This is a genomic window from Streptomyces sp. C1-1, assembly GCF_050214755.1.
GTDB lineage: Bacteria > Actinomycetota > Actinomycetes > Streptomycetales > Streptomycetaceae > Streptomyces.
The window spans coordinates 8,005,482-8,024,893 of sequence record NZ_CP189826.1; the positions used below are offsets into that span (position 1 = coordinate 8,005,482).

Consider the following 19,412-nt stretch of genomic DNA (forward strand, 5'->3'; position numbering starts at 1 on the left):
CGCCGCCCCGTTCACCGCCCCCGAGACCAGAGGCAAGCGTGTCAGCGAGACTTGAGGCCGAGCAGCTCTACAAGGTGTTCGGCAGACGACCGGACGAAGCAGTCGAACGGCTGAGGCGGGGAGCCGACCGGGAGGAGCTGCGCGCCGACGGCACCACCGCCGCCGTGATCGACGCCTCCTTCACCGTGAACCCCGGCGAGATCTTCGTCGTCATGGGCCTGTCCGGCTCCGGCAAGTCCACCCTGCTGCGCATGCTCAACGGCCTGCTGGAACCGACCGCCGGACACGTCCGCTTCGACGGCCAGGACCTGACCGCGCTGGGCGCCCGCGAACTGCGCGAGGTCCGCGCCCACAAGATCAGCATGGTCTTCCAGCACTTCGCGCTGTTCCCGCACCGCAGCGTCCTGGACAACGCCGCCTACGGCCTGGCCGTGCAGGGCGTGCCCCGCGCCGAGCGCGAGCGGCGCGCCGGCGAGGCGCTCGCCCTGTGCGGACTGGCCGGCTGGGAGAAGTCCTGGCCCGACGAGCTGTCCGGCGGCATGCAGCAGCGCGTGGGCCTCGCCCGCGCCCTCGCCACCGACGCCGACCTGCTCCTCATGGACGAGTCCTTCAGCGCCCTGGACCCGCTGATCCGCCGCGACATGCAGGACCAGCTGCTCGAGCTGCAGCGGACGCTGAAGAAGACCATCGTCTTCATCACCCACGACCTCAACGAGGCCATGCGGCTGGGCGACCGCGTCGCCGTCATGCGCGACGGCCGCATCGTCCAGACCGGCACCGCCGAGGACATCCTCGTCCGGCCGGCCGACGAGTACGTCGCCTCCTTCACCAAGGACGTCGACCGCTCCCGCGTCCTGACCGCCTCCGCCGTCATGGACACCGACCTGCGCGGCGACGAGGCGGACTGCGGCTGCGAGAGCGGGTGCGAGACCGCGACCCCGGACACCCCGTTCACCGAACTGTGCGCGATCAGCGCCCGCCTGACCCACCCGGTGATCGTCCTGGACGACGAACGCAGGCTCGTGGGTGTGGTGCCGACCCGGCGGCTGGTCGGCTTCCTCGGCGACGGGGAGGTGCCGGCCCATGCCTAGGATCCCTCTCGGCGACTGGGTCAACAGCACCGTCGACTGGCTGCTCAACCACGTCTCCTGGCTCTTCGACTTCCTCAAGACGGTCTTCACGGGCACCTACGACGGCATCGTCGCCGTCCTGCAGGCCCCCGAGCCGCTGCTCCTCGCGGGCATCTTCGCCGTGCTCGCCTTCTGGCTGCGCGGCACGCTCGCCGGTGTCCTCACCTTCGGCGGGTTCGCCTTCATCGACTCCCTCGAACTGTGGGACGACGCGATGGTGACCCTCGCCCTCGTCCTCGTCGCGACGATCATCGCGCTGGTGGTCTCCGTGCCGCTGGGCATCTGGGCCGCGCGCTCCGACCGGGTCAGCTCGATCGTCCGCCCGGTCCTGGACTTCATGCAGACGCTGCCCGCGATGATCTACCTCATCCCGGCCATCCTCTTCTTCGGCACCGGTGCCTCCGCGGGCATCGTCGCCACCCTGATCTTCGCGCTCGCCCCCGGCGTCCGCATGACCGAGCTGGGCATCCGGCAGGTCGACGGGGAACTGGTCGAGGCGGCCGACGCGTTCGGCACCACACCCCGTGACACCCTGCTGCGCGTCCAGCTGCCGCTCGCCCTGCCCACCGTCATGGCAGGCGTCAACCAGGTCATCATGCTCGGCCTGTCCATGGCCGCCATCGCCGGCATGGTCGGCACCGGCGGCCTCGGCGGCGACGTCAACGAGGCCATCGGCCAGCTCGACGTCGGCCTCGGCTCCGAGGCGGGCGTCGCCATCGTCATCCTCGCGATCTACCTGGACCGGATGACCGGCGCCCTGGGCACCCATGTCTCCCCGCTCGGCCGCCGGGCCGCCGCCAGGGCCCGCGCCGCCCAGGGCCTGAAGATCTGGTCCTACCGCCCCCGCCCCCAGGTCGCCGTGATCGGCGTCGTGATCCTCGCCCTCGTCGCGGGCGGCATGGGCGTGTTCGGCGGCGGCTCCGGGGGCTCCACCGCCGTCGCCGACGCCAAGGACGTCGGCCGGGGCAAGAAGGTCACCATCGGCTACGTCCCCTGGGACGACGGCGTCGCCTCCACCTTCCTGTGGAAGGAGATCCTCGAGGAACGCGGCTTCCAGGTGGACGCCAGGCAGTTCGACGCCGGCCCCCTCTACACCTCGGTCGCCTCGGGCGACGTCGACTTCATGACGGGCGCCTGGCTGCCGACGACCCACGAGCAGTACTGGAAGAAGTACGGCAGCAGGCTCGACGACCTCGGCGCCTGGTACGGCAAGACCTCGCTGGAGCTCAGCGTGCCGTCGTACATGAAGGGCATCGACTCCCTGGACGACCTCAAGGGCAAGGCGGCGCGGTTCGGCGGGAAGATCACCGGCATCGAGTCCAGCGCCGGCGAGACGGCCCTGCTCAAGAGCAAGGTGCTCAAGGAGTACGGCCTGGACCAGGAGTACAAGGTCGTCGACAGCTCCACGCCCGCCATGCTGGCCGAGCTGAAGCGGGCCTACGGCAAGAAGCAGCCGATCGTCGTCACGCTCTGGTCGCCGCACTGGGCCTACAACGACTACAAGCTGACCAAGCTGAAGGACCCCAGGGGCGCCTGGGGCTCCGGTGACGGCATCCACACCGTCGCCCGCAAGGGCTTCGCCGGCGAGAACCCGGTCGTCGCCAAGTGGCTGAAGGACTTCAAGCTGGACGAGAAGCAGCTCACCGGCCTGGAAGCCCAGATCAACAAGTCCGGCGAGGGCAGGCAGCGGGACGCCGTCCGCGCCTGGCTGAAGAAGAACCCCGGCGTGGTCGACAAGCTGGCGCCGGTGAGCGAGAGCGCCGCCCCCGCCGAGGCCCGGCGGCCGGTGAACGTCGCCTGGTTCCCCTGGGACGAGGACATCGCCGTCACCTACCTGTGGAAGCACGTCCTTCAGCGGCGCGGCTACAAGTTGAACCTCAGGCAGATGGACGTCGGCCCCGTCTACACGGGACTGGCCTCCGGGGACCTCGACGTCAACTTCGACGCCTGGCTGCCGTATGCCCAGAAGAACTACTGGGACAAGAGCAAGGACAGACTGACGGACCTCGGCACCTGGTACCGGCCCACCTCCCTGGAGGTCGCCGTGCCCTCCTACGTCAAGGGCGTGAAGTCCTACGAGGACCTCAAGGGCAAGGCGGGCCTCTTCGGCGGGAAGATCATCGGGATCGAGCCGGGGACCGGCGAGATGAACCTGCTCAAGACCAAGGTGCTGCCCGGCTACGGCCTGGACAAGGAGTACAAGGTCGTCGACGGCTCCACGCCCGCGATGCTGGCCGAACTCAAGCGCGCCTACGCCAAGAAGCAGCCGGTCGCCGTCGTGCTCTGGTCGCCGCACTGGGCCTACAGCCGCTACGACCTGACCAAGCTCCGGGACGACGAGAAGCTCTTCGGCGAGGGCAACACCATCCGCACCGTCGCCAACGAGAGGTTCCCCGGGCAGTACCCGCAACTCACCAAGTGGATCAAGGGCTTCCACATGAGTGAGGCCGAGCTCGGCAGCCTGGAGAGCGAGATCAACCGGCGCGGCCAGGGCCACGAGGAAGAGGCGGTTGCCGCCTGGCTGAAGGAGCACCCCGGCATGGTCGACCGAATGACCCCGCGGTCCGGATGACCCCGCAGTAGCGGCCGGTTCCCGCGCGTTATCGGCCGGATCCTCACCGTGTCCAAGGGCACGGTAAGGATCCGGCCAACCACGTAGCGCTACCCCGACCCCAAGCCTCTCCGCTCTCCTCGCTCCCCCCGCTGGTCAGTCCCTTCGATTCGAAGACGAAATCCGGACCCGTCGGCTCCGCGGAACTGGTCTACTGGCGATAGTTGGCGCATTGACCGCACGCCTCGTTTACGGGTGCGTGACGGGCACATGAAACGGTTTGCCGAACCTGCGTAAGGTGCAGAGAACCCATCGGGGGCCACCGCATCCCGACGGCATCGCACACACGACGGACCGACGAGCGAAGGAGGGAGCCGGAGCGATGGGCGACCACAAAGACCTCAAGGAGCAGCCCCTGCGCGTGGGTGCGGCCGTGCGGCGCAGACGTCGGACCCTGGAACTCACGCTCGCCGTCGTGGCCGAGCGCAGCGGCCTGTCGGTGCCCTTCCTGAGCCAGATCGAGAACGACCGGGCCCGCCCCAGCAGCACCTCCCTGGAGAAGGTCGCCGACGCGCTGCGCACCACCGCGGTCGAACTGCTCGCCGCCGCCGACCCGGCGTGCAGCGTCGACGTCGTGCGCGCCGAGGGCCCCGAGCCCGCGCTGGAGCCCCGGGTGCGTTCCCTGGTCCGCGGCCACCATCAGATGCATGCCTCGGAATTCACCGGCGACCATGACGCGGGCCGCGAATTCCAGTACCGCAACGACCAGTTGATGTACGTCGCCGACGGCGCGGTGGAGATCGAGGCGGAGGGCCGCGCCTACCGGCTCGGCCGTGGCGACACCCTGTACCTCACCGGCGGAGTGCGCCACCGCTGGCGGGCGACCGTCGCGGACACCCGCCTGGTCGTCGTCGCGGTGGCCGAACACGTCGAGGCGGTCCAGGACCGGTCGCGGTAGTGCCGCCACGCGTCGTCTCGCTCGTCCCCTCCCTGACCGAGGCGGTCGCCGTCTCGGTCCCCGGCGCTCTGGTGGGCGTCACCGACTGGTGCACCCACCCCGCCGGCCTCGACGTCACCCGCGTCGGCGGCACCAAGAACCCCCGCCCGGACGGCGTCCTCGCGCTCGCCCCCGACCTCGTGATCGCCAACGAGGAGGAGAACCGCGAGGCCGACCTCGCCGTCCTGCGCGAGGCGGGCGTCGAAGTCCTGGTGACCGAGGTACGGGACGTGCCCCAGGCCTTCCGGGAGCTGGACCGCGTGCTGACCGCCTGCGGCGCGCGGACCCGGCCGCGCTGGCTGGACGAGGCCGAGCGGACCTGGACGTCCCTGCCCCCGCCCGGGCAGCGCACCACCGCGGTCGTCCCCGTGTGGCGCCGGCCGTGGATGGTGCTGGGCCGGGACACCTTCGCGGGGGACGTGCTCGCGCGGCTCGGGGTGGACCACCTGTACGCCACCCACCCCGACCGCTATCCCCGCATTCCGCTCGACGAGCTGCGGGCGGCGGCCCCGGACGTCGTCGTGCTGCCCGACGAGCCCTACCGCTTCACACCCGAGGACGGCCCGGAGGCGTTCCCCGGACTGAGCTGCGCCCTCGTCAGCGGACGGCATCTGACCTGGTACGGGCCCTCACTGACGCAGGCACCACGGGTGCTGGCCGAGGCGCTGCGAGGAGCTCGCCGCTGAGCAGACCGCGCGCGGTGTGCGCGGCGGCGACCGCCCAGGCGACGACGAGACCGGCGTACAGTCCCACCGCGAGCCAGTCGTACACCACGAGCCCGGTGTGCCGGGCCAGGGTTTCGGCGCCGGTGACGCAGGTGCCCACGGGGAAGGTGAACGCCCACCAGGTCATCGCGAAGCGCATGCCGTTCCGGCGGGCCCGCAGCACCTGGGCGCCGGCGAACACCAGCCACAGCAGCGCGAAGCCCATCACCGGCACGCCGTAGAGCACCGGCAGGACTCGCAGGCCGGCGTCGTAAGGAGCCGGTACGACACCGGGCGCGAAGTCCGCGAACTTGCCGACGGCGGTGGTGGACTGCCCCAGGGGGCCCAGTACCAGGAAGAGCGTGGGCGTCAGCGCGAGGGGCAGCGGGCCGCCGGTGATCAGCCGGGCGAAGACCAGCGGGAGCGTCACCAGGGTGGCGAGCAGGCTGAGGCCGAACAACGCCAGGCAGCCCAGCAGCAGGGTCTCGCGGGGCTGCCCCGGCGGCAGATACGGCACGAGCAGCGGCCCGAGCGCCGCGGACACCATCGGCGCGACCAGCGGCAGCAGCCACACGGGCGAGGCCTGCCCCGGCGCCACCTCCTGTCGTACGGCCATGAGGTACGGCACCGCGACGGCGGCCGCCAGCCCCACGACCGTCCCGGCGGTGAACAGCACGGCGTCCAGGGCGAGGGCGGCGCGCGGGCCGGTCCAGTCGCGGCCGACGGTGAGGGCGCCGCCGCCGACGGCCAGCAGGGCCATCGCGAGGCAGCCGTAGAAGGGCGCGGTCCCCGGGTCGAGGAGGTGGGCGCGGGCCTGGTCGCGGTGGTGGGTCCAGTGCAGGGCGCGGGCGGCGAGAAGGACGAGGAGCAGGCCGAGGGAGAGCGCCCAGACGGCCGCGCAGGCGGTGCGCAGGCCGGGGACCTGGACGGGGAGGCCGGCTCCGGCCGTGGCGACGATCGCGGTCCCCATGACGGCGGCGTACCAGTTCGGTCCGAGGTGACGGACGGCGATGGCACGGGGGAGCGCCCGGGTGACGGGCTGGGCTGCGGTGACCATGGGATCACCGTCTCGCCGCCGCGAGGTGCGGACCAGGGAGTACGTCTCTATGAGGACATAAGCTGGAGTTATGAGCGACGTGGAGGAGCAGGCGGCTGCCCGGCCGGGGCCCGGCGGTTCGCTCGCGCACCGGGTGCCGGATCTCGGCGCGCTGGAGCTGCTGCTGGCTGTGGCGCGGCTGGGGAGCCTGGGCGGGGCCGCCCGGGAGGTCGGGATCAGCCAGCCGGCGGCGAGCAGCCGGATCCGGTCCATGGAGCGGCAGCTGGGGGTGGCGCTGGTCGACCGGTCGCCGCGCGGGTCCCGGCTGACGGACGCCGGTGCGCTGGTGACGGACTGGGCGCGGCGGATCGTCGAGGCGGCGGAGGCCTTCGACGCGGGCGCGCAGGCGCTGCGGGACCGGCGTGACTCGCGGCTGCGGGTGGCTGCCAGCATGACGATCGCGGAGTATCTGCTGCCGGGGTGGCTGCTGGCCCTTCGGGCGGGGCGGCCGGACACCGCGGTGTCCCTGCTGGCGGGCAACTCCACGGCGGTGGCGGAGCGGCTGCTGGCCGGGGAGGCGGACCTGGGGTTCGTGGAGGGGGTGAGTGTGCCGGCCGGTCTCGACTCGGCCGTCATCGCCCACGACCGGCTGATCGTGGTGACGGCGCCGGGGCACGCGTGGGCCCGCCGGCGGCGGCCGCTGGAGGCGTCGGAGCTGGCGGCGACGCCGTTGATCCTCCGGGAGAAGGGCTCGGGGACCCGGCAGGTGCTGGACGCGGCGCTGGGCGGCCTGGCCAGGCCGCTGATCGAACTGTCCTCGACGACCGCGGTGAAGGCGGCGGTGGTGAGCGGGGCCGGGCCCGCGGTGCTCAGTGAACTCGCCGTGGGGGAGGAGCTGGCGCTGCGGCGGCTGGTGCGGGTGCCGGTGGAGGGGGTCGCGCTGGCGCGGGAGCTGAGGGCGGTGTGGCCGACAGGGCATCGGCCGGTGGGGCCGGCGCGGGATCTTCTGTCGCTGACACGGGGGTAGGGGGTCGCTTGGCCCCGGTTCCTGGGGCTGCCGCCCCCAGACCCCGGTGCCAGCGACGGACGGGCTGGAATGCGCGGGCCGGCGTCAATGAATCGGCCGCGTCTCGTCGTTGATGTAGTCCCGCAGGACCGTCTCGAAGTCCGGGTCGGAGTGCAGGCCCAGTGCTGCCGCGCGAGCGGGGTCCACCACTGCCGGCCAGGAGGCGACGATGGCCTCGATGGCGGGGTCGGGGGAGACGGTGACCAGGTCGGCGACCGCGTCGCCGGACACGCGGCGCAGGGTGGACAGGATCTCGGCCACCGACACCGACAGGGCGGGGAGGTTGACCGGCAGGGTGCCGGTGAGTTGTCCCGGCGCCGTGCCGCGGTCGGCCTCAGCCAGGCGCAGCAGGGCCTCCACGGTGCGCCTCGGCGAGGACAGGGCGACCCGCAGACCGGGGTCGACGGGGCAGACGGCCGGGAGCCCGGCGAGGGGCTCGCGGACGATGCCGGAGAGGAAACCGGACGCGGCGGCGTTCGGCTTGCCGGGCCGGACCGTCACCGTCATCAGCCGGGCCACGCGCCCGTCGACGAAACCGCGGCGTGTGAAGTCCGCGACGAGCTGCTCGCAGACCAGTTTCTGGGTGCCGTAACTCGTCCGCGGCAAGGGCAGCGTCGACTCGTCGACCACCGGCGGCAGAGGGAGCGCCGGGTCGCCGCCGTAGACCGCGACGCTGCTGGAGAACACCAGCCGCGGCACCGGTCCGCCGGACTCCGACTGGGCGCGGGCGGCCTCCAGCAGCGCACGGGTCGTGTCCAGGTTGGCGCGCATGCCGAGGTCGAAGTCGGCCTCGCACTCGGCCGAGACCGCGGCGGCGAGGTGGAAGACCACGTCGACCGGCTCGGCGAACACCTCCTCGAGCCGGTCGCAGACGTCACCGTGCACGACCTGGACGCGTGTGTCGGACGGCAGCGGGGACTCCGGGCGTACGACCCGGTCCGCGAGCACCAGCCGGCCGATCGGTTCCCCGCGGAACGCGCCCCGCGCGAGCAGGGCGGCGGCCAGCCGGCCGCCCAGGAAGCCGAAACCGCCCGTGACCACGATCCTCATGCGCTGCTTCCTGCCCAGGCGACGGTCAGATCATCCCCGCGCGGAAACGCGGTGGCGCCGCCCGCCGCCCGGCACGCACCATGACGCGCATGAACCCCACCGCACCGCCCGCCTCCGGCGTCCGCACCCCCTGGGAGGAACTCCCCGCCGCCGTACGCGACGCGGTCGCCGGTGTGCTCGGCGGGGCCGTCGTGCACGCCGAGACCCAGACCGGCGGGTTCTCCCCGGGAGTCGCCAGCCGCGTCGCCACGGGCCACGGCCGCCGCGCCTTCGTCAAGGCCGTCAGTGCGCGGAGCAACCCCCACAGCCCGGCCCTGCACCGCGCCGAGGCCCGCAACGCCGCCGCCCTGCCGCCCGCCGTCCCCGCTCCACGTCTCCTCGGCACTCACGACGACGGCACCTGGGTCGCGCTCGTCTTCGAGGAGGTCGACGGCCGCCAGCCCCATGTCCCCTGGCGGGAGAAGGAGTTGGGGCTCGTGCTGGACGCGGTGGCCGAGCTCGGCCGCAGTCTCACGCCGTCCCCCGTGGCCGCGCCGCCCGCGGCCGAGGCGCTCGCCGAGCCCTTCTCCGGCTGGCGGCGGCTGCGCGAACGGCCGGAGGGAGAGCTGCGCGGACGGCTCGACGCCTGGACCCTGGACCGGCTGGCCCGCCTCGCCGACCTCGCCGACGGCTGGCCGGACGCCGCGGCCGGCGACACCCTCGCCCACGCCGACCTGCGCGCCGACAACATGCTGGTGACCGCCGAGGGCCGCGTGGTCTTCGTGGACTGGCCGCACGCCGTGCGCGCCGCCCCCTGGTTCGACCTGCTGATCATGCTGCCGTGCGTACGCGCCCAGGGCGGGCCGGACCCGGAGGAGGTGTTCGCCGCGCACCCGCTGGGCCGGGACGCGGACCGAAACGGCGTCACCGCCACGCTCGCGGCCCTCGCGGGCTTCTTCGTGGAGCACTCCCTGCGACCGGACCCGCCCGGTCTGCCCACCCTGCGCGCCTTCCAGCGCGCCCAGGGCGAGGCCGCGACGGCCTGGCTCAGGAGGCGGCTCGCACCAGGGCCTGCATGACACGCAGGTCTTCGCCCATCTCGGGATGCCACTGCACGCCGAGGACCCAGCGGTCGGCGGTGGGCACCTCCACCGCCTCCACCGTGCCGTCCGCCGCGTAGGCCGACGGCATCAGACCCGTGCCGAGCCGGTCCAGGGCCTGGTGGTGGTACGTCGGTACGGCCGTCTCCTCCGGGGCGATCTCGGCGTACCGCGTGCCCGGCACCGGCTTGACCGCGTGCCGGCCGAAGACGCCGACCACCTCCGCGTGGCCGTCGATGTGCTGGGTGAGCGTGCCGCCGAGGGCGACGTTCAGCAGTTGCATGCCCCGGCAGACGCCGAGCAGCGGCACACGCGCGGACAGGGCCGCCTCGATCAGGGCCAGCTCCCAGGCGTCCCGGGCCCTTGCAGGCGGGCCGGTACGGGGGTCGGGTTCGGCGCCGTAGCGCACCGGCTCGACGTCCGGGCCGCCCGCGATCACCAGCCCGTCGAGCCGGGCGACGGTCGCCGCCGCCTGCTCCGGGGCGTCCGGCGGCAGCATCGCGACCAGCCCGCCGGCCCGCTGCACCAGCCGCGCATAGCCGGCCGGCAGCAGCGCTGCCTCCAGCTCCCACACGCCCCAGCGCACCCCGGGCTCCAGATACGTGCTGACGCCGATCAGCGGCCTGCCCGCCATGCGCCCTCCCACTCCTGCAATGGACTGTTCCCATACCTTTTCTCAGGAGTGCCGTGCACGGCAAGGCTTCCGGGGCGTGACGCTCACGCCAGGAAGCCCCTGAGCAGCGCCGCCGTCCCCGCGCAGTGCTCCCGCATCATCTCCCGCGCCCCGTCCGCGTCCCTGTCGAGTACGGCCTCGACCAGGGCGGTGTGCTGGCGCTGCGAGTGCTCCAGGTTGCGCACCAGGAGCGGGATGCAGTCGAGCAGGTCGTTCACCGAGGCCCGTACCGCCGCGTACTGGGCGGTGAGCGTGGGCGAGCCGCACAGCTCCGCCAGTGTCAGGTGCAGCAGGGTGTCCAGGCGGCGGTACTCCGCCAACGGCGCGTCATGGGTGCGGGCCAGCGCCTCGCGCAGCCGCTCCGCCTGCTCGTCCGTCAGCCCGTGCGCGGCGCACAGGCCCGCGGCCCCCACCTCCAGGACCTCACGGAAGCGCAGCACGTCCTCGATGTCGACCTCGGAGATCCGCCGCCGCAGCTCGTCCTCGCCGCCCGCGTCCGGCCGCGGCAGGACGAACGTGCCGCCGTAGCGGCCCCGGCGGGACTCCACCAGGCCCTGGTCCTGCAGCACCTTCAGCACCTCGCGCAGCGTCACCCGGCTGATCCCGAGCCGCTCCGCCAGCTCCCGCTCGGCCGGCAGCCGTTCGCCGCCCGGCACCAGACCCAGCCGTACGACCTGAAGGATCTGCTCCAGCGCCTCCTCGAAGCCGTTCCCCGCCCGCACCGGCCTGAGCACCGGCGTCAACCGGTCCTCCAAGCTGCCGTCCGGATCGAGCGACATCCCGCCGCACCCCCTTCCCAAGCAAAGGTTCTCCCGAATACCTTATGGCTTCCGGCTGACCGTAGAAGCCGAAGGAGGCTTTCCCGTGGCAGACCGCACACCCCCACTCGCCGTCGAGGAGCTGCACGCCCTCGTCGCGAGCGGTGAGATCGACACTGTCGTCCTGGCGTTCCCCGACATGCAAGGGCGCCTGCAGGGCAAGCGGTTCGCCGCACGCTTCTTCCTCGACGAGGTCCTCCACCACGGCACCGAGGGCTGCAACTACCTGCTCGCCGTCGACACCGACATGAACACGGTCGACGGCTACGCCATGTCCTCCTGGGACCGTGGCTACGGCGACTTCGCCATGCACCCCGACCTGACCACCCTGCGCCGCGTCCCGTGGAACGCCGGCACGGCCATGGTGATCGCCGACCTCGCCTGGACCGACGGCTCCCCTGTCGTCGCCGCACCCCGCCAGATCCTGCGCCGCCAGCTCGACCGCCTCGCCGAGCACGGCTTCACCGCCAAGGTCGGCACCGAGCTGGAGTTCATCGTCTTCAAGGACACCTACGAACAGGCCTGGGACGCGGGCTACCGAGGGCTCACCCCGGCGAACCAGTACAACATCGACTACTCGGTGCTGGGCACCGGGCGCATCGAGCCCCTGCTGCGCCGCATCCGCAACGAGATGGCCGGCGCCGGGCTGACCGTGGAGTCCGCCAAGGGCGAGTGCAACCCCGGCCAGCACGAGATCGCCTTCCGCTACGACGACGCCCTCGTCACCTGCGACCAGCACGCCATCTACAAGACCGGCACCAAGGAGATCGCCTCCCAGGAAGGCGTGTCGATCACCTTCATGGCCAAGTACAACGAGCGGGAGGGCAACTCCTGCCACATCCACCTGTCGTTGGCGGACGCGGCCGGCAACAACGCCATGGCCGGCCCCGACGGCATGTCCGACGTCATGCGGTACTTCCTCGCCGGGCAGCTGGCCGCCCTGCGGGACTTCTCCCTCCTCTACGCCCCCAACATCAACTCCTACAAGCGGTTCCAGCCGGGCTCCTTCGCCCCGACCGCCGTCGCGTGGGGACACGACAACCGCACCTGCGCGCTGCGGGTCGTCGGGCACGGCCGCTCCCTGCGCTTCGAGAACCGGCTGCCCGGCGGCGACGTCAACCCGCACCTCGCCGTCGCCGGGCTGGTCGCCGCCGGCCTGTACGGCATCGAGCAGAAACTCGCGTTGCCCGAGCCCTGTCCGGGGAACGCGTACACGGCGGAGTTCGAGCACGTCCCGACCACCCTGCGGGAGGCCGCCGAGCTCTGGGAGAACAGTCCGATCGCCAAGGCCGCCTTCGGCGACGAGGTCGTCGCGCACTACCGCAACATGGCGCGCGTCGAACTGGACGCCTTCGACGCCGCGGTCACCGACTGGGAGCTGCGCCGCTCCTTCGAACGCCTGTGAGGCCCCTGTTGTCCACCGAGCACGAACTCGTCGTACTGAACCCCGCCACCGAGGAGGTCCTCGCCACCGTCCCGGCCGCGACCGCGGCCGACGTCGACGCCGCCGTCGTACGGGCCACGGCGGCACAGGCCCGGTGGGCCGCCCTGCCCCCCGCCGACCGCGCCCGGCTGCTGCGCCGGTTCGCGGCGAAGGTCGACGAGCACGTCGAGGAACTGGCCCGCCTGGAGGTCCGCGAGGCCGGGCACACCGTCGGCAACGCCCGCTGGGAGGCCGGCAACGTCCGTGACCTGCTGGACTACGCGGCCGGGGGAGTGGAGCGGCTGACCGGCCGGCAGATCCCGGTACCCGGCGGCCTCGACGTCACCATCCTCGAACCGCTGGGCGTCGTGGGCGTCATCGCGCCCTGGAACTTCCCCATGCCGATCGCCGCCTGGGGCACCGCCCCCGCGCTGGCCGCGGGCAACGCCGTGCTCCTCAAGCCCGCCGAGACGACCCCGCTGACCGCGCTGCGGCTGGCCGAACTCGCCCTGGAGGCAGGGCTCCCGGAGGGGCTGTTCCAGGTGCTCCCCGGGCACGGACCGGTCGCCGGGAACGCCCTCGTCGAGCACCCCGGCGTCGCGAAGATCGTCTTCACCGGGTCGACCACCGTGGGCAAGCAGGTGCTCGCCAAGGGCTCGGCGCTCCTCAAGCGCGTCACCCTCGAACTCGGCGGCAAGAGCCCCAACATCGTCTTCGCCGACGCCGACCTGGAGACCGCCGCCGCGGCCGCCCCCATGTCCTTCCTCGACAACTCCGGCCAGGACTGCTGCGCCCGCACCCGCATCCTCGTCCAGCGCGACGTGCACGACCGCTTCCTGGAGCTGCTGAGCCCCGCGATCGAGGCCGTGCGGGTCGGCGATCCGGCCGACGAGACGACGGACATGGGCCCGCTGATCTCCAGGGTCCAGCTGGAGCGCGTACGTTCGTACGTGGGCGACGACCTGAAGGGCATCCGCGGCAAGGCCCCCGAGGGCCCCGGCTTCTGGTTCCCGCCCACCGTCCTCACCGACGTCGAACCGCACGCGCGCGTGGCCGTCGAGGAGGTCTTCGGCCCCGTCGCCGTGGTCCTGCCCTTCGACGACGAGGCGGACGCCGTACGCCTGGCCAACGCGACCGACTACGGCCTCTCCGGCTCCATCTGGACCCGGGACGTCGGCCGCGCGCTGCGCGTCTCGCAGGCCGTGCGGGCCGGCAACCTGTCCGTCAACTCCCACTCCAGCGTCCGCTACTGGACCCCCTTCGGCGGTTTCAAGCAGTCCGGCATCGGCCGCGAGCTCGGCCCGGACGCCCTGACCGCCTTCACCGAGACCAAGAACGTCTTCATCAGCACGGAAGGCCCCGCACAGTGACCTCTCAGGACACCGACATCATCTGCCGCCGCCTGGTGGGCCGCACCGCCGTCATCACCGGCGCCGGCAGCGGCATCGGCCTCGCCACCGCCCGCCGGCTCGCCTCCGAGGGCGCCCACGTCGTCTGCGGCGACGTCGACGAGGTCCGCGGCAAGGCGGCCGCCGAGGAGGTCGGCGGCCTCTTCGTGAAGGTCGACGTCACCGACCCCGAGCAGGTCGAGGCCCTCTTCAAGGCCGCCTTCGACACCTACGGCAGCGTCGACATCGCCTTCAACAACGCCGGCATCTCCCCGCCCGACGACGACTCCATCCTGGAGACCGGCCTGGAGGCCTGGAAGCGCGTCCAGGAGGTCAACCTCACCTCCGTCTACCTCTGCTGCAAGGCCGCCATCCCCTACATGCAGCGCCAGGGCAGGGGCTCCATCATCAACACGGCGTCCTTCGTGGCCCGGATGGGCGCGGCGACCTCCCAGATCTCCTACACCGCGTCCAAGGGCGGCGTCCTCGCGATGTCCCGCGAGCTGGGCGTGCAGTTCGCCCGCGAGGGCATCCGCGTGAACGCCCTGTGCCCCGGACCGGTCAACACCCCGCTGCTGCGGGAGCTGTTCGCCAAGGACCCCGAGCGGGCCGCACGCCGCCTGGTGCACATCCCCGTCGGCCGGTTCGCCGAGGCCGAGGAGATCGCCGCCGCCGTCGCCTTCCTGGCCAGCGACGACTCCTCCTTCGTCAACGCCGCCGACTTCCTGGTGGACGGCGGGATCTCGGGGGCGTACGTCACGCCCCTGTAGGCCCGCTCAGAGGAACGTGTGACCCTCGCCCCGGTACGTCGGGACCGTCGCCGTCACCGTGTCGCCCTCGACGAGGTGCAGCCTCTCGAACCGCTCGCACAGTTCGCCGGCCTTCGCGTGCCGGAACCACACCCGGTCGCCGATCAGCAGATCGTCGGCGGGGGAGCCGAGCAGCGGGGTCTGCACCTCGCCGGGCCCCTCCTGGGGGTCGTAGCGCAGCCCCTCCGGCAGGTACGGCACGGGGAGCCGGTCGGGGCCCGGCGCGCCGGAGGCCGGGTAGCCGCCGCCGAGGACCGTGACGACCCCGACGCCCGGCCGCCGCACGACGGGCATCGCGAACAGCGCGGCCGGACGCCCGCTGAAGGACGTGTAGTTGTCGAACAGCCGCGGCACGTACAGGCCGGACCCGGCGCCGATCTCGGTGACCGCGTCCTCGGCGGCCGTGTGCTGCACGCTGCCCGTGCCCCCGCCGTTGACGAACTCCAGATCGGGTACGACGGCCCGCACCGCGCGCACGACCTCACCGCGCCGCTCGGCCAGCTCCCGGCGGGCGGTGGCCTGCATCAGCCGTACGGCACGCGACCGCAACGGCCGCCCCGCGACGGAGTCGCCCACACCTGCGATGTGCCCCTCGTAGGCCATGATCCCGACCACCTTGAACCCCGGCCGGCCGGCCACGAACCGGGCCAGGTCGGCCACTTGGGCGGGGGAGTGCAGCGGGGAGCGACGCGCGCCCACGCGCACCCGGCCCCCGAGCAGCTTCAGCGAGGTGTCCAACTCCAGGCAGACCCGGATGACTTCACGCCCTCCGTCGCGCGCCTCGTCGATCAGCCTCAGCTGCGCCGGGTCGTCGATCATGACGGTGACCGCGGCGGCGAGCTTGGGGTCGGAGGCCAGTTCGGCGTACCCGGCACGGTCGGCGGACGGGTAGGCGAGCAGGACGTCGTCGAATCCTCCGCGCGCCAGCCACAGGGACTCCGCCAGGGTGAAGGACATGATGCCGGCGAAGCCGTCCTTCGCCAGGACCCGCTCCAGCAGGGCCCGGCAGCGCACGGACTTGCTGGCGACGCGGATCGGCTTGCCGCCGGCCCGACGCACCAGATCGTCCGCGTTGGCGTCGAAGGCATCCAGATCGACGATCGCGAGAGGGGCTTGGAGGTCGGCGGTGGCCCGGTCGTAACGGGCCCGGTCGGCGGCGCGCGCAGTCATGAACGAAGCCTGCCAGACAGGATTACCGCAGGGTAGGGGGACGTTCCGGGCAGATGCCCCGGGCTCGTGGACTGGTTCCCGTTCCCACAGGGGCAAGCCGTAGAGTGACGCGCACGTACGGCGGAAGGGCGAGTGCCGCATACGCTGCACCGGGATGCCGGTCCGCTCGTACGGGTATGCGTGCCCGGGACGGACCGTCCGCGTCGGACTCGGCGCCCAGTGAATGAGCGCAACGACCACGGCCCGCGTACGAGTAGACGGCCCGGGGGACGAGGAAACGGGGGGTGCATGACCACGGAACCGCGGCACGCCTCTTTTCCGCCACGCCCGTCCCGTCCACCGACGGCGGGGACCGAGGGCTCCGAGGCGCAGAGCGAGACCCCTTCGGCGACCGGTGGGGCGGGCCCCGACGCGTCGCCGGGCGGCGGGAGAAACGGGAGTGCGGTGTCCGGCGGCGAGGGTTCACGACCGGTGTCCGGAAGATCCGGCGGGCGTTCCGCCGCCGACGCGACGACGTCCGGGCCCACCGGCGTGTGGTCGCCCTGGCGCAACGCCGAGCCCTTCGAGGCCTTCGGCACCCGCACGCCCCCCAACGGCAGAGCGGGGACGAACCAGGACATCAGGGACGCCGACGCCTCGCGCAACCGGCCCCGCGCCCCCAGGCCGGACACACCCGTGCCCGGGGCCCCGGGAGCCCAGGCACCGCCGCCCCAGGCCTCGGCGCGCTTCCCGGACGCTCCTCCGGCGGTCGGACGGGAACAGGACCGGGCCGCGCAGGGCCCGGCGAAGCCGCGCACACCACCGCGCCCCACGACGCCCCCGGCCGAATCCACCCGCCCCGACGCACCGACCCCACCACAGGCCCGGACCGCATCCGCCCCGGCACGCCCGTCGAGCCCACCCACGCCGCCGACGCCGGAGGCCCGCCCGTCGTCGGGTGCGTCGGGCTCGGGGCGGGTTCCGGGTTCGTCGACTCCGCCGATGCCGGAGGCGCGTCCGTCCTCGGCGGGTCCGGTGTCGCAGTCGCGTCCGGTGTCGGGTGCGTCCGCGCCGCCGATGCCGGAGGCCCGCCCGTCGTCGGGTGCGTCGGGCTCGGGGCGGGTTCCGGGTTCGTCGACTCCGCCGATGCCGGAGGCGCGTCCGTCCTCGGCGGGTCCGGTGTCGGGTGCGTCCGCACCGCCGATGCCGGAGGCGCGTCCGTCTTCTCCCGGCCCCGTGCCCCAGGCGCGGCCCGCGTCGGGTCCGGTGGTGCCGCCGATGCCGGGCACGCGCCCCGGCTCCGGCTCGGCTGCCGCCGGCACCCCGCGGCGCAACGGCTCGGCTCCGGCCGACGTTCCGCGCCGTACGGGCGCCGCTCCCGCCGCCGACCCTCGGCACACCACCCCCGTCACGCCGCCCATGCCGCCGGGGCGGCCGGAGTCCGCGGTCGTCGGCTCCGGGGGCGCGGCGAGTGTGGCGCCCGATCCGGCGTTGTCGTGGAGTGCGCCGATGGCGCCCGGTGGGGAGAGCGGAACCATCAGGCCCGTGGTGTCGTTCGGGGAGCCCGAGGGGTACGACGAGCGGGCTCGGCCCCGGCCGCTCGCCGGGCGATTGCGCTCGCGGACCCTCGCCGTCGCCACCTGCCTCGTGCTGGGGCTCGGCCTCATCGGCGGTGCCGTGACCGGAAGCTGGCTGCTCGGAGACTCGGGGGACGGCGGCGCGCAGGGCACCTTCGTCGCGGCCCGCGGACTGTGGCACAGCGTGCCCGTGGACCGGCTGTTCCCGCGGACCGTGCTGGGCACGGGAGCCGGACCCGGCGGCGCCGACCGCACATGGACGCGGATAGCCGTCGCCCCCGACAGCGGCTGCAAGGGCGCCTTCGACCCACTGCTCGCCAAGGCGCTCGCGCCCGTGGGCTGCCAGCGGCTGGTACGGGCCACGTACACCGACGCCACCCAGAGCTTCGTCACCACCGTCGGCCTGCTGTTCACCAAGGGCGACCAGGCCGCCATGTCCTCCCTCGCCAAACGCTTCCAGGACGACGGCCTCGGCGACCGCGCCGACCTCATGCCCCGCCCCTACGCGGCGAAGGACACGGCCGCCGCCCGCTTCGGCCCCGCACAGCGGGCCTCCTGGACGATCTCCGTCCTCACCGACGCCCCCGTCGTGGTCTACGCCGTCTCCGGCTGGGCCGACGGCCGCGGCGTCGACACTCCGCAGCCCGCCGACCAGGCCACCCAGTCAGGCGCCGGCACCGCCCCCGCCCAGGCCGGCCTCGGCAACGAGGCGCAGGGCCTGGCCGACCGCATCGAACGCGCCCTGCGCAAGGACATCGCGGGCCCGGCCACGGAGCAGCCCTCATGAACCGCCGTACGGGGGCCGCGAGCCTCCTCCTCGCCGCCTCCCTGGCGCTGGTGCCCTCCACCTCCGCGCACGCCGACGGCATACGCGGCCAGGAGTGGGCCCTGGACGCCATGCACACCCAGCAGGCCTGGCAGACCACCAAGGGCAGGGGCGTCACCGTCGCCGTCCTGGACACGGGCGTCGAGGCCGACCACCCGGACCTCGTCGGCAACGTCCTGCCCGCCAAGGACATGATCGGCTTCGGGGCACAGGAGGGGGACCGCGCCTGGGCCCGGCACGGGACCGCGATGGCCGGCATCATCGCCGGCCACGGACACGGCACCGGCGACGCCGACGGCGTCATGGGCATCGCCCCCGAGGCCAAGATCCTGCCGGTACGGGTGATCCTGGAGGACGGCGACAGCGCCCGCGGCAAGGCCCGCTCCACCCGGGGCAACGCCCTCGCCGAGGGCATCCGCTGGGCCGCCGACCACGGCGCCGACGTCATCAACCTCTCCCTGGGCGACGACTCGGCCTCCGCCCACCCCGAGCCCGCCGAGGACGAGGCGATCCAGTACGCCCTGGAGAAGAACGTCACCGTCGTCGCCTCCGCCGGCAACGGCGGCAAGAAGGGCGACCACGTCTCCTACCCCGCCGCCTACCCGGGCGTCATCGCGGCGACCGCCGTGGACCGCTTCGGCGCCCGCGCGGACTTCTCCACCCGCCGCTGGTACGCCGCGGTCAGCGCCCCCGGCGACGACGTCGTCATCGCCGACCCCGACCACAAGTACTACGAGGGCTGGGGCACCAGCGCGGCCTCGGCCTTCGTGTCGGGCGCGGTGGCACTCGTCAAGGCGGCCCACCCGGGCCTGACCCCGGCCCAGGTCAAGCAGCTCCTGGAGGACACCGCCCGCGACGCCCCGGCCGGCGGACGCGACGACTCCCGCGGCTTCGGCATGGTCGACCCGGCCGCCGCGATCAAGGCCGCCGGCCGTCTGAAGCCGAAGGACCTGCGGGCGGTCTCCTACGCCGACAGGTACTTCGGCCCCGGCCCGGACACCGCCGGGTCCGGCGACGACACCAGCGGCTGGGCCGGCCCGCTCGCGGGCGGCCTCGGCGGCGTGCTGCTCGTCGCCGCCGTGGTGCTCTGGCGCGGCCGCCGCCCACGCCACGAGGGCTTCTAGAGGCGACGCTCC

The 19,412-nt window shown here is 73.3% G+C and carries 16 protein-coding genes; 11 read left to right on the plus strand and 5 right to left on the minus strand.

Annotated elements, in window-relative coordinates; all coding sequences use genetic code 11:
* The first annotated feature begins 38 nt into the window (after positions 1-38).
* The 4 genes from ACQF4J_RS36375 (at position 39) to ACQF4J_RS36390 (ending at position 5,364) form a co-directional block, all read left to right on the plus strand.
* Positions 39-1,091 carry a quaternary amine ABC transporter ATP-binding protein gene (locus ACQF4J_RS36375; protein ID WP_351568886.1) on the plus strand — a complete coding sequence of 351 codons (1,053 nt, stop codon included), beginning with the start codon at positions 39-41 and terminating at the stop codon, positions 1,089-1,091.
* Entirely contained in the window at positions 1,084-3,702 is a 2,619-nt protein-coding gene (locus ACQF4J_RS36380) for an ABC transporter permease/substrate binding protein (RefSeq protein ID WP_351568883.1), read from the plus strand. Before ACQF4J_RS36375 ends, ACQF4J_RS36380 begins: the two co-directional genes overlap by 8 nt.
* A 361-nt stretch (positions 3,703-4,063) precedes the next feature.
* The gene (locus ACQF4J_RS36385) at positions 4,064-4,639 is read left to right on the plus strand and encodes a helix-turn-helix domain-containing protein (RefSeq protein ID WP_351568881.1); all 576 of its coding nucleotides are present in this window, start codon (positions 4,064-4,066) and stop codon (positions 4,637-4,639) included.
* The gene (locus ACQF4J_RS36390) at positions 4,639-5,364 is read left to right on the plus strand and encodes a helical backbone metal receptor (RefSeq protein WP_351568879.1); all 726 of its coding nucleotides are present in this window, start codon (positions 4,639-4,641) and stop codon (positions 5,362-5,364) included. Before ACQF4J_RS36385 ends, ACQF4J_RS36390 begins: the two co-directional genes overlap by 1 nt.
* Here ACQF4J_RS36390 and ACQF4J_RS36395 read toward each other — a convergent pair.
* The gene (locus ACQF4J_RS36395) at positions 5,276-6,439 is read right to left on the minus strand and encodes a TDT family transporter (RefSeq protein WP_351802484.1); all 1,164 of its coding nucleotides are present in this window, start codon (positions 6,437-6,439) and stop codon (positions 5,276-5,278) included. The two genes, ACQF4J_RS36390 and ACQF4J_RS36395, sit on opposite strands and share 89 nt — an antisense overlap.
* 70 nt (positions 6,440-6,509) lie before the next feature.
* Here ACQF4J_RS36395 and ACQF4J_RS36400 point away from each other — a divergent pair, with 70 nt between their 5' ends.
* The gene (locus ACQF4J_RS36400) at positions 6,510-7,445 is read left to right on the plus strand and encodes a LysR family transcriptional regulator (protein WP_351568867.1); all 936 of its coding nucleotides are present in this window, start codon (positions 6,510-6,512) and stop codon (positions 7,443-7,445) included.
* A gap of 84 nt (positions 7,446-7,529) precedes the next feature.
* Here ACQF4J_RS36400 and denD read toward each other — a convergent pair whose 3' ends face one another.
* Positions 7,530-8,534: a D-erythronate dehydrogenase gene (gene denD / locus ACQF4J_RS36405; protein WP_427167723.1), complete on the minus strand. Its 1,005-nt coding sequence runs from the start codon at positions 8,532-8,534 to the stop codon at positions 7,530-7,532.
* A gap of 89 nt (positions 8,535-8,623) precedes the next feature.
* Here denD and ACQF4J_RS36410 point away from each other — a divergent pair, with 89 nt between their 5' ends.
* A complete protein-coding gene (locus ACQF4J_RS36410) occupies positions 8,624-9,592 on the plus strand; it encodes an aminoglycoside phosphotransferase family protein (RefSeq protein ID WP_427167724.1) in 969 nt (322 codons plus the stop codon).
* On the opposite strand, the gene ACQF4J_RS36415 is transcribed toward ACQF4J_RS36410, so the two are convergent.
* On the minus strand, positions 9,561-10,247 hold the full coding sequence (locus ACQF4J_RS36415; protein WP_351802488.1) for a gamma-glutamyl-gamma-aminobutyrate hydrolase family protein: 687 nt from the start codon (positions 10,245-10,247) through the stop codon (positions 9,561-9,563). The two genes, ACQF4J_RS36410 and ACQF4J_RS36415, sit on opposite strands and share 32 nt — an antisense overlap.
* 83 nt (positions 10,248-10,330) lie before the next feature.
* Complete coding sequence (locus ACQF4J_RS36420; protein WP_427167725.1) at positions 10,331-11,065, minus strand: FadR/GntR family transcriptional regulator; 735 nt, start codon at positions 11,063-11,065, stop codon at positions 10,331-10,333.
* A gap of 85 nt (positions 11,066-11,150) precedes the next feature.
* On the opposite strand from ACQF4J_RS36420, the gene ACQF4J_RS36425 reads away from it, so the two are divergent.
* From ACQF4J_RS36425 to ACQF4J_RS36435, 3 genes are read left to right on the plus strand one after another with little or no spacing between them, the layout of a single operon-like run.
* Entirely contained in the window at positions 11,151-12,509 is a 1,359-nt protein-coding gene (locus ACQF4J_RS36425; protein ID WP_351568852.1) for a glutamine synthetase family protein, read from the plus strand.
* Between the two features lie 8 nt (positions 12,510-12,517).
* Positions 12,518-13,897: an aldehyde dehydrogenase family protein gene (locus ACQF4J_RS36430; RefSeq protein ID WP_351568849.1), complete on the plus strand. Its 1,380-nt coding sequence runs from the start codon at positions 12,518-12,520 to the stop codon at positions 13,895-13,897.
* Positions 13,894-14,685, plus strand: a complete 792-nt coding sequence (locus ACQF4J_RS36435; protein WP_351568846.1) for a 3-oxoacyl-ACP reductase — start codon at positions 13,894-13,896, stop codon at positions 14,683-14,685. Before ACQF4J_RS36430 ends, ACQF4J_RS36435 begins: the two co-directional genes overlap by 4 nt.
* A gap of 6 nt (positions 14,686-14,691) precedes the next feature.
* Here ACQF4J_RS36435 and ACQF4J_RS36440 read toward each other — a convergent pair whose 3' ends face one another.
* Positions 14,692-15,894, minus strand: a complete 1,203-nt coding sequence (locus ACQF4J_RS36440; protein ID WP_351568843.1) for an amino acid deaminase/aldolase — start codon at positions 15,892-15,894, stop codon at positions 14,692-14,694.
* A gap of 1,257 nt (positions 15,895-17,151) precedes the next feature.
* On the opposite strand from ACQF4J_RS36440, the gene ACQF4J_RS36445 reads away from it, so the two are divergent.
* Complete coding sequence (locus ACQF4J_RS36445; RefSeq protein WP_351802490.1) at positions 17,152-18,237, plus strand: hypothetical protein; 1,086 nt, start codon at positions 17,152-17,154, stop codon at positions 18,235-18,237.
* Positions 18,234-19,400, plus strand: coding sequence for a type VII secretion-associated serine protease mycosin (mycP, locus tag ACQF4J_RS36450; protein WP_351568837.1), 1,167 nt, complete (start codon positions 18,234-18,236; stop codon positions 19,398-19,400). Before ACQF4J_RS36445 ends, mycP begins: the two co-directional genes overlap by 4 nt.
* The last annotated feature ends 12 nt before the right edge of the window (positions 19,401-19,412 follow it).